Raw genomic sequence first — 12,865 nt, 5'->3', positions numbered from 1 at the left:
CCGAAGAATGGAATCCGGTTTTCGGACAAGATCATGGTCTAACAAGAAGATAGAAGCCTCAATCAGGCAGAACGCAAGGCCGGCCCGTCGGCCTTGCTCGCCCTGTCCCGGGCGATGACGCGATTTCGCCCGGCGCGCTTTGCCGCATAGAGCGCGGCGTCGGCTTCGGCCAGCACATCATCGAGACCGGTGCCGCTCGTCCCACCAAAGCCGATGCCGCCGCTGACTGTGCTTCGCAACGGACCAAGCTGGGTGGCCACGACTTCCGTACCGAAGGCGACGCTGATCTTGCTCGCAATGTCATAGGCTTTTTCTTCCGTCATCCGCGACATGACGAGCACGAATTCCTCGCCGCCCAGCCGGAAGGCGTCGACGCCGGTTCTGGCGTATTTCCTAATGACGGCGGCAAAGCGGCGCAGGACCTGGTCGCCGACCGGATGACCGAATACGTCGTTCGTCCTTTTGAAATGGTCGAGGTCGAACATGGCGACGGACATAAACGGACCGAAGACCCGCTCGCCGTAGAGTGCCGTTAACGCCCGCCGGTTCATCAGCCCGGTCAATGGATCGGTCATCGTCTCGGCCTTCAATTCGATCTGCGCCTGCAAATGGTGCAGGGAGAGCGTTAATGCGCCAAGCCCGGTCATGCAGGCGACGGCTACGACGGAATTCACCCGCTCGGCCCAATTGTCCGGTGCTACGCCGAGCACCCACTGGCCCTTGACCAGCAGGACCGCGCCGCAAAGTCCGAACGACAGCGCACAGACGCCGCTCAGGAACGATACGACCAGCAATATCCGGCGATCATGACCACCCTCAATCCAGAACATCGCCCCGATAAGCGAGAGTAGCGCCGTTACCGTCGCGTAGGTGACAATGAAGCCGACACCATCAAACCCGAGATACGTCGCGCCCGCGCAAACAGCCATCGCAGCCAAGGTCGGCAAGATGGCGCGCCTATAGTCGCGCATGCTGAGATATTGCATGGCCGACAGGCAGATAATCAGGAAGCCGAGGCTGAGAAGAGCAAGCACGATCTGGCAAAGCCAGGGGCTTGGATCTCTTGTGTAATGCCAAAACAAGACCACATGGGCGACGAGCACGAGAATGCCGCACGCCACCGTCAGCACAAAGCGTGCCTGTGGCGCGGTGAACCAGATCGCAAACATGGTGATGCTGAGGCACGTGCCCGACAGCGCCGCTGCGAGCAGGAGCGAACTGTAATCCAACATGCTTAAGCGACAGCCTCTTGAGGGTTTCGCTGCATTCTAGGTCAGCGACAGTCCGCGGATATCGTTTTTCAGCCAATCTTGCGGCGTAACCTTCGGACAAGGTTTACAAAGCGTCGATGCTCCAAGCTTCGACCCCATTTCCGCCGCTTGGTTGTCGAATGGTTTTGCAGTAAGAGGCTCTATCCTCGAACGTAACAGGAACCTCCGTCGCCTGCCCGCAAAAAGCGTGGCAGTATCGGGTGGTGATTCGCAGCATCGGAATCCAGGACCGGCATGGACGACAATAACGATCTTTTCGGCAATTTGGGCAAGCAGCCGCAACCGGCTCGCGCCGCGCGCCCGGCCGACCCGCTGGTGCAGGCGGCGAAGCGGCCGGCGCCCCGCGATGCCAGCGAGAGCTATAGTGCCGCCGATATCGAGGTGCTGGAGGGGCTGGAGCCGGTGCGCCGCCGCCCGGGCATGTACATTGGCGGCACCGACGACAAGGCGATGCACCATCTGTTCGCCGAGGTCATCGACAATTCGATGGACGAGGCGGTCGCCGGCCATGCTACCTTCATCGATGTCGAGCTTTCCGCCGACGGATACCTGTCTGTAACCGACAACGGCCGCGGCATTCCGGTCGATCCGCACCCGAAATTCAAGAAGCCGGCGCTCGAACTCATCATGACCACGCTGCATTCAGGCGGCAAGTTCGACAGCAAGGTCTACGAGACCTCGGGAGGCCTGCACGGTGTCGGCGTTTCCGTGGTCAACGCGCTGTCCGACCATCTCGAGGTCGAGGTTGCGATTGGGCGCAAGCTCTATCGCCAGCGCTTCTCGCGAGGCGTTCCGGTGACCGGCCTGGAGCAGCTCGGCGAGGTGCACAACCGGCGCGGCACGAAGATCCGCTTCCATCCAGACGAGCAGATTTTCGGCAAGGGTGCTGCGTTCGAGCCGGCGCGGCTCTACCGCATGGCGCGGTCAAAAGCCTATCTGTTCGGCGGTGTCGAAATCCGCTGGACCTGCGATCCCTCGCTGGTCAAGGAAAAGGACACGACGCCGGCCAAGGCAGAATTCCATTTTCCGGGCGGCCTCAAGGACTATCTGAAAGCCTCGCTCGGCGACGAATTCCAGGTGACCCGTGAAATGTTCGCCGGCAAGAGCGAGAAGCAGGGCGGTCACGGCTCGCTCGAATGGGCGGTGACCTGGTTCGGCGGCGACGGTTTTATAAATTCCTATTGCAACACCATTCCGACAGCTGAAGGCGGCACGCACGAGGCCGGCTTCCGCAACGTTCTGACGCGCGGCTTGCGCGCTTATGCCGATCTGGTCGGCAACAAGCGCGCTTCGATCGTCACATCCGAGGATGTGATGATCTCGGCGGCGGGCATGCTGTCGGTGTTCATCCGCGAACCGGAATTCGTCGGCCAGACCAAGGACAGGCTGGCGACGATCGAGGCGATCCGCATCGTCGAAAGCGCCATCCGCGACCCGTTCGACCATTGGCTGGCCGACAATCCGCAGGAAGCTTCGAAACTGCTCGAATGGGTGATCGCGCGTGCCGACGAGCGGGTGCGCCGCCGCCAGGAAAAGGAAGTGTCGCGCAAGAGCGCCGTGCGCAGGCTGCGCCTGCCCGGCAAGCTCGCCGATTGCACGCAGAATGCAGCGGCCGGCGCCGAGCTGTTCATCGTCGAGGGCGATTCGGCTGGCGGTTCGGCAAAGCAGGCGCGCGACCGCGCCAGCCAGGCGGTGCTGCCGCTCCGCGGCAAGATCCTCAACGTCGCCAGCGCCGGTAACGACAAGCTGGCCGGCAACCAGCAGATATCCGACCTGATCCAGGCCTTGGGCTGCGGTACGCGCTCGAGATACCGCGACGAGGACCTGCGTTACGACCGGGTCATCATCATGACCGACGCCGACGTCGATGGCGCCCATATCGCTTCGCTGCTGATCACCTTCTTCTACCAGGAGATGCCGAGCCTGGTCCGCGGCGGCCATCTCTATCTGGCGGTGCCGCCGCTCTACTCGATCCGGCAAGGCGGCAAGGTCGCCTATGCCCGCGACGATGCGCACAAAGACGAACTTCTGCGCACCGAATTCACCGGGCGCGGCAAAGTCGAAATCGGCCGCTTCAAGGGGCTGGGCGAAATGATGGCTGCCCAGCTCAAAGAAACCACCATGGACCCGAGAAAGCGCACGCTGCTCAGGGTGGACGTCATCGACGCCGAGGCGGCGACCAAGGATGCGGTCGACGCGTTGATGGGCACCAAGCCCGAGGCCCGCTTCCGCTTCATCCAGGAACGCGCGGAATTCGCCGCGACGGAAGTGCTGGATATCTGAGCGTCTTCTGCTAGGCGAGCCGCGGACGGCGGCTGTCACTGTGCGCGAGACTTTTCCGGATTTTTCGCGAAGGATGAGGCCTGGAACGGTTCAGCGTTTCACGGAAACGCCGAACCGCTCAGTTTTTTATTTTGACGCAAGTCGGAAAACCGTTTCACGCTTTTCCTGGAATTGCTTTAAGCAGCCGCGATCGCCAGCGCGTGCCCGCGTGCGTTCGCGCGCAGCGCATCGAGATGGATCGATTTGACCAGCCTGGCGAGATCGCCTTCGGCGGACTGTCCGCCCAATTCCTTCAGCATCAGCCAGCTGACTTCCTGGACGCCGGCGAGGCGTTTGCCATTGGCGACCTCACGCCAGACCTTCAGCGCGCGCAGGATGATGGCGTGGGTGGCGGCGGCAAGCCCGGCGCTGCGGAACAGTGCCTGCAACGCTATGTCATGCCCGCTGGCCAGCAGCGTCCTCACCCGTTGCTCGGGCTGCTGGCTGAGCGCGACCAGCGCCGAACCAAAGAAGTCGACCTTGCCGTGCGCGATGGTGCGGATGACGAAGCTTGCGGTCAGGTCGCCGCGCAGGCGCAGATGTTCGACAAGTGCGGTATGTTCCTCCGCCCGCGTGCCTTCGATCAGTGTCACCGAAGCCTTGACGCAAGCATCGCGCGTGATGCGCTCGGCCCTGGCGGCGCCCATCAGCGCCAGCACCAATGGCGACCCCTTGAGCATCTCCCCTAGCTTGACCAGCAGCATATGCCGGCAGTCGGCGGGCAGCCGGATGTCGGCGATCAGCGCCTCGCGCACCAGAGGCAGATGGCCGTGACGCTCGGCCATGCGGCGAAAGCTGACGGATGCGATGTCGGCGCCGCTATTGGCGAGCAGCGTGGTGCAGGCTTCCGGCTCACCGACCTCGGCGATCGCTGCCGCAACCGACATCGAGACGCGCGGCCGGTCGGCGATCACCTTCTGCGTCGCTTTCTGGCCGCCGGCAACCCGATCAATCAGGTCGGAATCGGTAAGCAGCGGCGAGCGCGCCAGTACCAAAGCGGCCACCTCGGGCTGGTCCGAAGCCAGCGCGCTGACGATCTGCGGCGGCGCATGATGGCTCATGGAAAGCGCGTCGGCGATCGCCAGCCGCACCTTCGACGATGCGTCATCGAGCAGCAACGTCAGCGCCGCCTCGGCAGCGCAGCGGTCCTCGAAAGGCAGGTCCGAGTCGACATAGGCGCGAGCCAGCGCGCTTGCCGCCGCAGCACGCTCCGACACCTTTGCCGTGTGGATCCATTTCAGGAAATGCGAAACGACCATGTCGCCTGCTTACGCCCTTTGCCAGAACGCTTCTGGCGCCTGTCGAGACCGTAGGCACAAATGGTTTACGAACGGTTCACCATGTTCGTTAACTGGCTTGCGAGCCCGGTATGCAACGCCTATCAACCCTTAAGCAGTGGAGGAGACAGACCATGGCCGGCCTTTACCTTGAGGAGTTCGTTGTCGGCCATGTGTTCAAGCACACGCTGCGCAAGACCGTGACCGAAAGCGACAACATGCTGTTTTCGGTGATGACGCTGAACCCGCAACCGCTGCACATCGATTTCGACTTCGCCGCCAAGAGCGAATGGGGCAAGCCCCTGGTCAATTCGCTGTTCACGCTTGGCCTGATGATCGGCATCTCGGTCAACGACATCACCGTCGGCACCACCATCGCTAATCTCGGCATGAAGGAGACGGTGTTTCCGCACCCCGTCTTCCATGGCGACACGATTCGCGTCGAGACCACGGTGGTTTCGGTGCGCGATTCCAGGTCGAAACAGGACCGCGGTATCGTCGAGTTCGAGCACCGCGCTTATAACCAGAACGACGTGCTGGTTGCCAGATGCACGAGGCAAGCCATGATGATGAAAAAGGCATAGCCGATGCGTTCCCTGCTCTTCGTTCCCGGCGATTCGGAAAAGAAGCTGGAGAAGGGCTTTGGCGCGGGCGCCGACATGGTCATCGTCGATCTCGAGGACTCGATTGCCTCGCAAAACAAGGGGCTGGCGCGCGACACAGCGGCGCGTTTCCTCGCCGGGCACAGGCACCGAACCAACTCCGCGATCTATGTGCGCGTCAATGACCTTTCGACCGGACTGACCGACGACGATCTGGCGGCGCTCGTGCCAGTGAAGCCCGACGGCATCATGCTGCCTAAGTCGAACAGCGGACTGGATGTCCAGCATCTCTCGGCCAAGCTCAGGGTGCACGAAGCTGAAAGCGGCCTGCCGGACGGCGCGATAAAGATCCTGCCGATCATCACAGAAACGGCCGCCGGCGTTCTGGCCGCCGTGACCTACGCCAAGGCAAGCGCGCGGCTTGTCGGCGTCACCTGGGGCGCGGAAGATCTGTCGGCGGCAATCGGCGCGCGCTCGACGCGCGACGCGAATGGCCGCTACACGGATGTATTCCGCTTCGCCCGCACCATGACCCTGCTTGCGGCGAATGCCGCGGAAGTCGCGGCGATCGACACCGTCTTTCCGGATTTTCGCGACATGGCCGGCTTCGAGGCCGAATGCGCCGAGGCCGAGAGCGACGGCTTCACCGGCAAGATGGCGATCCATCCGGCGCAGGTGCCGGTCATCAACGCCGCCTTCACGCCTTCGGCGCAAGCGGTGAAAAATTCGCTGGCGATCGTCGAGGCATTCAAGGCGGCGGGAAACCCCGGCGTCGTCGGCATCGACGGCAAGATGTACGACCGGCCGCATCTCAAGCTCGCCGAGCGGCTCCTGGCGCGAGCCAGGGCAGCGGGGCTTGACGCTTAGGGTCTGGTTCCGGGTCGAAAATTATCCCACCCACGGCCCCGAATAGTCGGCGTAGAGCTTTGCCGGATCGGGCCGTGGCCGCTCCGGCGCTGGCCCCTGATAGGAGCCGATATGGACAAAACCGACGACCCGCTCATGCGGCGCCAGACCGAGGATCGCCCTGCCCTCTGGCACGTCGGAATACCAGTTGCTGATCATGTTGGTACCGTAGCCCAGCGCATTGGCGGCAAGCAGCAGGTTCATCGCAGCCATGCCGCCGGACAAGAACATCTCCCATTGCGGGATCTTTGGATTTTCCCTGGGGATCGAGATCACGCCGATGACCAGAGGCGCCCGCGAAAAGCGTGCCAATTCCTGGTTGCGGCGGCCTTCCGGCAACGGCCCTTCGCGCTGTTCGGCAAGTGCTGCCAACTCCTTGCCGATCTCGACGCGAGCCTCGCCGCGATAGAGGATGAAACGCCAGGGCTCCAGCCGGCCATGATCCGGCACCCGCGAGGCGGCGGCGATCATGGTCGCGATCTCCGCATCGCCCGGTGCCGGCTCTTTCAAATCCGGGATCGGCGCGGAATTTCGGGTCAGCAGAAAATCGATGATCGGCGACGCCATGGGCGCAAGTCTCCTGGAATTTGAGCTGAAGCGCGCCATCGGGATATCGGGCGGCTCGGGGCATTGGCGCGACGCGCCGGACAAAGAGCCCTCTAGCAGGAAGCCGACCGGACTCTTAAGCCTTGAAATTGCCACCGCATTGGGCTTCAACGCAAGGCATGTTTGAGGGGACATTGCGTCTTTTCCTGATATGGCTCGCTGCCGCACTGTTGATGGTGCCGGTTTCGCTTGCCGCCGCCCAGAATGTAGACGGCCTCAGTGATCTGAAACTTCCCGGAATTTCGGGCTATGCGCCTCCGAAAAGCGAGACATCGCTGGCATTGGGCAGCAGCGGGGCGATCACGCTGTCGGCGCAATTGACCGACAAGGGTGCCGACATCACGCGCGGCATCGTCTGGCGCGTCTTCAAGCCCGAATCGGCCAGCGACGGCAAGCTGCCGATGGTCGCCTCCGCTCATGGCGGCACCGCCGTATTCCAGCTCGAGCCGGGTTCCTATCTGGTCCATGCCTCCTACGGGCGGGCCGGCGCCACCAAGCGCATCACCGTCGGCAAGGAAGCCAAGCGTGAGAGCCTCGTGCTCGATGCCGGCGGCCTCAAGCTTGATGCCGTGCTGTCGGGAGGGGTGCGCATACCGCCGAAGAAGCTGCGCTTCTCGATTTATGAGAGCCACGCCGCGGCCGACGGCGATCGCGCGCTGATCATACCCGATGTCGAGCCGAACAGCGTCGTGCGGCTCAATGCCGGCACCTACCACGTTGTTTCGACCTATGGCGCTGTGAACGCGGTCATCCGCTCCGACATCCGCGTCGAGGCCGGCAAGCTGACCGAAGCGACGGTCGAGCATCGTGCCGCCGAGATGACCATGAAGCTGGTGCGCGAGCCGGGCGGCGAGGCGATCGCCGACACCTCCTGGTCGCTGCTGAACGAGTCCGGCGACCCGATCAAGGAGACCGTCGGCGCCTTTGCCTCGATGGTGCTGGCCGAGGGCGACTACACCATCATCGCCAAAAACCGCGACCGCATCTACCAGAAGGATTTTACGGTGGTGGCCGGACACAATCAGGACATCGAAGTCCTGGCAACCGAAGCTTCGGCCATCGATTCCGAGGAAGGCGCCGACTAAGCCGCGCCCCCTCTAGGCTGCTTTGCGCATGCGTCGCGCCAGCAACGGCACGCGGCCAGTCGTCTCGGCCGGCGCCAGATCGAAGACGCCGCGCTGAAGGCGGTCGAGCAAGGCCTTGCGGTCTCGCAGCGGCTCCAGTTCGTCCCACCCCAGCACGTCGCCGACGCGCACGTCGATCGATTTGCCGGAGAGCCGCGCAAATTCACGGATGAGCAGCGATGTGCGCAGTGTCAGCGAGGCCTTGCCGACGAATTTCGCCACACGCCCGTCGCGTTCGGCCATGTTCATCGGTCCGCTGACCAGATGGAACAGCCGGCCGTTCTGGCCCGAAAAATGCAATGGGATGACCGACGCCTTTGCGTCCTGAACGAGACGGGCCGGAAACACCTTCCACGGCAGATCGCGTGCCCGGCCAAACCCCTTCGGCGCGGTGGCGACACCTCCCGCCGGAAAGACGACGATGGTGACGCCCTCCTTGAGCAGCCGCACCGCTTCATGGCGGACCGCCATGTTGTTCTTCAGCGCGTCCTTGGTCTCGGAAAAGTCGATCGGCAGCGAATAGGGCTCCATCTCGCGGATCTTGAGCAGATCCCTGTGGATCATGACGCGGAACGGTCGGCCGAGCTGCTCCGCCAGCGACAGCACGGCAATACCGTCGCCGATGCCGAACGGATGGTTGGCAACAATCACCAGCGGCGTGTCGGGCAGGTTTGCCGGCGGCCATTGACCGGCGGTCCGCACCCGGACGTCGATCAGCTCCAGCATGCGGCTGAACACGCGCTCTCCGTTCGGCACCACTTGCCGGCGCCAGAAATCATAGAGTGCGGCGAAGCGATCACGTCCCGACAGGCCTTCGACCGAGTGGATGAACCAGCGCGTCAGCGCCGGCTGATGCGGACCGGCATAGGAGAGCTCGGGAAACGGTCTTTCGCGCATCTTCAGCTTGAGCATGGGGCTCGCTACACAATTGGCGTGACAAGCATATGAAAATGGCGGTGGAGCGATCCACCGCCATTTCGTTGCTGATTGGCCGGCTCAGGCCGCGCGGCGCTTGCGGTCGGGTGTCACCGCCTCGTCGGAAAGCAGTTTCACGGCGGCCGCGAGGCCAAGCGATTCCTGGTCGCGCGACCCGAGACGGCGGACATTGACCGTTTCTTCCTCAGCCTCGCGCTTGCCGCAAACGACGATGACCGGCACCTTGGCAAGGCTGTGCTCGCGGACCTTGTAGTTGATCTTCTCGTTGCGCAGGTCGGTTTCGGCGATCAGCCCGGCCGCCTTCAGCTGCGCAACGACTTTTCGCGCGTAATCGTCGGCATCGGAAGTGATCGTCGCCACCACCACCTGCAGCGGCGCGAACCAGAGCGGGAAATGGCCGGAATAATTCTCGATCAGGATGCCGAGAAAACGCTCCATCGAACCGCAGATGGCGCGATGCACCATCACCGGCTGCTTCTTTTCCGAATCGGAGCCGATGTAGAAGGCGCCGAACCGTTCCGGCAGGTTGAAGTCGACCTGCGTGGTGCCGCATTGCCAGTCGCGGCCGATGGCGTCCTTCAGCACATATTCGAACTTCGGCCCGTAGAACGTGCCCTCGCCCGGATTTACGCCCGTCTTGATCCGGTTGCCCGACCGCGCCGCGATCTTGTCGAGCACGTCCTGCAGCACGCCCTCGGCGTGATCCCACATCGCGTCGGTGCCGACCCGTTTTTCGGGGCGGGTCGCCAGCTTGACCGTGATTTCGTCGAAGCCGAAATCGGCATAGGTCGACAGGATCAGGTCGTTGATCTTGATGCACTCGTCGGCGAGCTGTTCCTCGGTGCAGAAGATGTGGGCATCGTCCTGGGTAAAGCCGCGCACCCGCATCAGCCCGTGCAGTGCGCCGGACGGCTCATAGCGATGCACATTGCCGAATTCCGCAAGTTTTACCGGCAGATCGCGGTAGGACTTCAGCCCGTGTTTGAAGATTTGGACGTGGCCGGGGCAGTTCATCGGCTTCAGCGCAAACACCCGGTCGTCGTCGGTGTCGTCGCCGGCGACCGTCACCTTGAACATGTTGTCCCGGTACCAGCCCCAGTGGCCTGAGGTCTCCCACAGGCTCTTGTCGAGCACCTGCGGCGCGTTGACCTCCTGGTAGCCCTGCTCGTCCAGGCGGCGGCGCATGTAATTGACCAGGTTCTGGAACATCCTCCAGCCCTTGGCGTGCCAGAACACGACCCCGGGGCCCTCCTCCTGGAAATGGAACAGGTCCATCTCACGGCCGAGCTTCCTGTGGTCGCGCTTCTCGGCTTCCTCCAGCATCGTCTGATAGGCTTCGAGCTGCGCCTGGTCGGCCCAGGCCGTGCCGTAGATGCGCGTCAGCATCGGGTTGTTGCTATCGCCGCGCCAATAGGCGCCGGCGACCTTCATCAGCTTGAAGGCGTTGCCGATCTGGCCGGTCGAGGCCATGTGCGGACCGCGGCAAAGGTCGAACCAGTCGCCCTGCGCATAGATCTTGAGATCCTGATCCTCGGCGATGGCGTCGATCAGCTCGAGCTTGTAGCGCTCGCCCTTGTCGGCAAAGATCCTTTTCGCCTTTTCACGCGACCACACCTCTTTGGTGAACGGCTTGTTGCGCGCAATGATCTCGCGCATCTTCTTCTCGATCACCGGGAAATCGTCGGGCGTGAACGGCTCGTTGCGGGCGAAGTCGTAGTAGAATCCGTTCTCGATCACCGGCCCGATGGTCACCTGCGTTCCCGGCCAAAGTTCCTGCACGGCTTCGGCCAGCACGTGCGCGGCATCATGGCGGATGAGCTCCAGCGCACGCGGATCCTCGCGGGTGATGATTTCGAGCTTGCCTGATTTGCCGATCGGGTCGGAAAGGTCGCGCAACGTGCCGTCGATGCTGTAGGCAACGGCCTTCTTGGCCAGCGACTTCGAGATCGATTCCGCCAGGCCGGCGCCGGTCATCGCCGCGTCGTAGTCGCGGACGGAGCCATCGGGAAATGTCAGGGAAACGGAATTCAGCATTAAATTCTCCTATCCAGTCCCGCAAACGAGCGCGGGTGGTAAAATGCACGTCGCCCAAAACTGCGTAGCGATTTTGGGGTTGCGACTTACATCAAGTAAGAGCCGGATGCGTCCGGCGGCGAGCGGTCTTTTATGGGCAGTTTTCGGCGCCGTAAAGCCGGATTTAGGTCACCCGAGGAGATTCGACAGCTCTTTCAGGAACATCGCCCGCGTCTTGAGCCCCTTCGGCGTGTCGGAACGTTTCGTATCGACTACGAGGCAGGCAAAGACGATCTTGCGAGCATGCTTCTGCGCCCAGCCAACAAACCAGCCAAGCGAGCGCTTGTCGGCATCGTCGCCAAGCCTGGTCGTCCCGGTCTTGCCCTGCACCGTCCAGCCGCCCGCCCGGAAGGTCGGGACAATCGCATTGGTCATCGCATGGGCCTTGTCCGAGACCGGCAGATTCCGCGCCAGCAGCTTGCGCAGGAAATCGACCTGCTCGACCGGCGATATCTCGAGCGAAGAATTCACCCAGGAATGGGTGAGGCCGTCATTCTTGCCGGAATTGCCGGAGACGTCGGTGTTGCCATAGTCCAATCTGGACACATAGCCGGCAAACTGTTTGCTGCCGAGCCGGCGCGTGATCTCGCGTGAGAACCAAAGGACCGAATCCCTTTCCCAGATCGTCGGGTCGACGGTCTTGCGGTCCCGTTTCGGCGCGTTGAACTCCGCTTTGTACTCCCAATTCGGTGTATGCTCGTCGCCCAGGATTCCGGCGTCATAGCCGATCAGCGCCAGCGGAATCTTGAATGTCGAGGCGGGGCTGACGCGCTGATCGCAAACCCCTTGCCGGTACAGCGTCTCGCCGCTCGCGGCGTCGACGATCAGCGTGCATTCGACGTCCCCGAGAGGCGCCGATTGCGCACGGATCGGAAAGCCCAACAGCCACGCCAGGACATAGAGAACCACGGCGAAAACGAAGGGAAGACGATCTATCCGGCGCATTTGGCAATCTCTCCTGAAGGGTATCAGGAGCGGCTTAGCGAGGCGTCTTGTCTCGATTTTGTCTTAAATGCGCTATGTCCGCGCAAGCTGCGGTTAACCCTACCAGATCGTAAACAGCGGTGCGGTTGTGTAACGAACAGTTGCGGTCAACTGTCTAGGTCGCCACGTTTTTTCCCGATCCGCCAGTACCGCCACGGCGCAAACCAGACATAGCGCTCAGCCAGGGTTTCGGGCACGCGGTCGATGCCATGCGTCCCTAACGGCCCGCAGCGCAGCACGCGAAAGAATCCCATCCAGCCGCCGGCCCATAGTCCATGCCGGGCGATCGCTTCGTGCGCGTATTCGGAACAGGTCGGCAGATGCCGGCAGGAATTGCCCACAAAGCCGGACAGCGTCAGCTGGTAGAGCCGGACGAGCGACGTGCCGAAGACGCGGCCCGGCGTCTTGCGCCACGGGCCGGGCCAGTTGCGTCCTTGTCGAATCGGCCTGGCGCCGTGCGCATGCCGATGTTGGCCGACCACCACAGTCTCCGCGTCGCGTTTCCCTTCAGGATAGATGTGCGCATCGGGCCGGGAACGCAATGCCGTTCCGGCAATCCCGTCACTGCCTCGAACGGCGAACCGGGTACCGGTCGGGCGTCGGCTTCCGACATGCGGCGACGCTGGTCGGCGGCCTCCCCTCGCACCAGTCGCCATGCGGTTTCTCGTCATGCCATTGAAATGTCGCGATCCGCACGACATCGCTCAGGATGTTGAGAAACTGGATCATGGCAGCACTCCTTTGAGCACCGATTAGAGCGCCGC

Annotated in this window: 13 protein-coding genes; 5 read left to right on the top strand and 8 right to left on the bottom strand. The window is 62.7% G+C overall.

All coding sequences use genetic code 11. The features are described from left to right. Nucleotides 1-62 precede the first annotated feature (62 nt). Nucleotides 63-1,232 carry a GGDEF domain-containing protein gene (locus NKH05_RS05290; RefSeq protein ID WP_023720133.1) on the bottom strand — a complete coding sequence of 390 codons (1,170 nt, stop codon included), beginning with the start codon at nt 1,230-1,232 and terminating at the stop codon, nt 63-65. A gap of 273 nt (nt 1,233-1,505) precedes the next feature. On the opposite strand from NKH05_RS05290, the gene parE reads away from it, so the two are divergent. Further along, nucleotides 1,506-3,554 (top strand): DNA topoisomerase IV subunit B, encoded by a 2,049-nt coding sequence (gene parE / locus NKH05_RS05285; RefSeq protein ID WP_353025099.1) that lies wholly within the window; start codon nt 1,506-1,508, stop codon nt 3,552-3,554. A 176-nt stretch (nt 3,555-3,730) separates the two neighbouring features. Here the strand turns inward: parE and NKH05_RS05280 are convergent, their stop codons facing one another. Continuing rightward, on the bottom strand, nt 3,731-4,852 hold the full coding sequence (locus tag NKH05_RS05280; RefSeq protein WP_353025098.1) for a DUF2336 domain-containing protein: 1,122 nt from the start codon (nt 4,850-4,852) through the stop codon (nt 3,731-3,733). Between the two features lie 152 nt (nt 4,853-5,004). On the opposite strand from NKH05_RS05280, the gene NKH05_RS05275 reads away from it, so the two are divergent. After that, on the top strand, nt 5,005-5,454 hold the full coding sequence (locus NKH05_RS05275) for a MaoC family dehydratase (RefSeq protein WP_352482171.1): 450 nt from the start codon (nt 5,005-5,007) through the stop codon (nt 5,452-5,454). 3 nt (nt 5,455-5,457) lie between these two features. Further along, nucleotides 5,458-6,339 carry an HpcH/HpaI aldolase/citrate lyase family protein gene (locus NKH05_RS05270; protein ID WP_352855410.1) on the top strand — a complete coding sequence of 294 codons (882 nt, stop codon included), beginning with the start codon at nt 5,458-5,460 and terminating at the stop codon, nt 6,337-6,339. Nucleotides 6,340-6,360: 21 nt separating this feature from the next. Here the strand turns inward: NKH05_RS05270 and NKH05_RS05265 are convergent, their stop codons facing one another. Then, the gene (locus tag NKH05_RS05265) at nt 6,361-6,945 is read right to left on the bottom strand and encodes a nitroreductase family protein (RefSeq protein ID WP_352495372.1); all 585 of its coding nucleotides are present in this window, start codon (nt 6,943-6,945) and stop codon (nt 6,361-6,363) included. On the opposite strand from NKH05_RS05265, the gene NKH05_RS05260 reads away from it, so the two are divergent. Both NKH05_RS05260 and NKH05_RS05255 read left to right on the top strand, forming a co-directional pair. Then, nucleotides 6,929-7,111: a hypothetical protein gene (locus NKH05_RS05260; RefSeq protein WP_352495373.1), complete on the top strand. Its 183-nt coding sequence runs from the start codon at nt 6,929-6,931 to the stop codon at nt 7,109-7,111. The genes NKH05_RS05265 and NKH05_RS05260 overlap by 17 nt on opposite strands. After that, nucleotides 7,104-8,069 (top strand): RgsD C-terminal domain-containing protein, encoded by a 966-nt coding sequence (locus NKH05_RS05255; protein WP_023720140.1) that lies wholly within the window; start codon nt 7,104-7,106, stop codon nt 8,067-8,069. The genes NKH05_RS05260 and NKH05_RS05255 overlap by 8 nt, the downstream gene beginning before the upstream one ends. Before the next feature lie 12 nt (nt 8,070-8,081). On the opposite strand, the gene NKH05_RS05250 is transcribed toward NKH05_RS05255, so the two are convergent. The 5 genes from NKH05_RS05250 to NKH05_RS05230 form a co-directional block, all read right to left on the bottom strand. Then, nucleotides 8,082-9,020, bottom strand: a complete 939-nt coding sequence (locus NKH05_RS05250) for a lysophospholipid acyltransferase family protein (RefSeq protein ID WP_352482168.1) — start codon at nt 9,018-9,020, stop codon at nt 8,082-8,084. An 84-nt stretch (nt 9,021-9,104) separates the two neighbouring features. After that, a complete protein-coding gene (gene thrS, locus NKH05_RS05245) occupies nt 9,105-11,078 on the bottom strand; it encodes a threonine--tRNA ligase (RefSeq protein WP_023720142.1) in 1,974 nt (657 codons plus the stop codon). Nucleotides 11,079-11,246: 168 nt separating this feature from the next. Continuing rightward, nucleotides 11,247-12,062: a class D beta-lactamase gene (gene blaOXA / locus NKH05_RS05240; RefSeq protein WP_352640621.1), complete on the bottom strand. Its 816-nt coding sequence runs from the start codon at nt 12,060-12,062 to the stop codon at nt 11,247-11,249. A 146-nt stretch (nt 12,063-12,208) separates the two neighbouring features. Then, on the bottom strand, nt 12,209-12,583 hold the full coding sequence (gene yidD, locus NKH05_RS05235) for a membrane protein insertion efficiency factor YidD (protein WP_031194332.1): 375 nt from the start codon (nt 12,581-12,583) through the stop codon (nt 12,209-12,211). A gap of 79 nt (nt 12,584-12,662) precedes the next feature. Continuing rightward, complete coding sequence (locus NKH05_RS05230) at nt 12,663-12,830, bottom strand: hypothetical protein (RefSeq protein ID WP_352482166.1); 168 nt, start codon at nt 12,828-12,830, stop codon at nt 12,663-12,665. Nucleotides 12,831-12,865: the final 35 nt, after the last annotated feature.

Source organism: Mesorhizobium sp. M1399 (assembly GCF_040317735.1).
Classification (GTDB): Bacteria; Pseudomonadota; Alphaproteobacteria; order Rhizobiales; family Rhizobiaceae; genus Mesorhizobium.
The sequence above is the reverse complement of the archived record's forward strand: the minus strand, read 5'-3'. Positions and strand labels throughout refer to the sequence as shown.

Bases quoted from the DNA above. Each gene is read 5' to 3' on its own strand.
- NKH05_RS05290 (WP_023720133.1), bottom strand. From the start codon at position 1,232: ATGTTGGATTACAGTTCGCTCCTGCTCGCAGCGGCGCTGTCGGGCACG.
- parE (WP_353025099.1), top strand. From the start codon at position 1,506: ATGGACGACAATAACGATCTTTTCGGCAATTTGGGCAAGCAGCCGCAA.
- NKH05_RS05270 (WP_352855410.1), top strand. From the start codon at position 5,458: ATGCGTTCCCTGCTCTTCGTTCCCGGCGATTCGGAAAAGAAGCTGGAG.
- NKH05_RS05230 (WP_352482166.1), bottom strand. From the start codon at position 12,830: ATGATCCAGTTTCTCAACATCCTGAGCGATGTCGTGCGGATCGCGACA.
- NKH05_RS05255 (WP_023720140.1), top strand. From the start codon at position 7,104: ATGTTTGAGGGGACATTGCGTCTTTTCCTGATATGGCTCGCTGCCGCA.
- NKH05_RS05260 (WP_352495373.1), top strand. From the start codon at position 6,929: ATGATCGGCGACGCCATGGGCGCAAGTCTCCTGGAATTTGAGCTGAAG.
- NKH05_RS05280 (WP_353025098.1), bottom strand. From the start codon at position 4,852: ATGGTCGTTTCGCATTTCCTGAAATGGATCCACACGGCAAAGGTGTCG.
- NKH05_RS05250 (WP_352482168.1), bottom strand. From the start codon at position 9,020: ATGCTCAAGCTGAAGATGCGCGAAAGACCGTTTCCCGAGCTCTCCTAT.
- NKH05_RS05265 (WP_352495372.1), bottom strand. From the start codon at position 6,945: ATGGCGTCGCCGATCATCGATTTTCTGCTGACCCGAAATTCCGCGCCG.
- thrS (WP_023720142.1), bottom strand. From the start codon at position 11,078: ATGCTGAATTCCGTTTCCCTGACATTTCCCGATGGCTCCGTCCGCGAC.
- NKH05_RS05275 (WP_352482171.1), top strand. From the start codon at position 5,005: ATGGCCGGCCTTTACCTTGAGGAGTTCGTTGTCGGCCATGTGTTCAAG.
- blaOXA (WP_352640621.1), bottom strand. From the start codon at position 12,062: ATGCGCCGGATAGATCGTCTTCCCTTCGTTTTCGCCGTGGTTCTCTAT.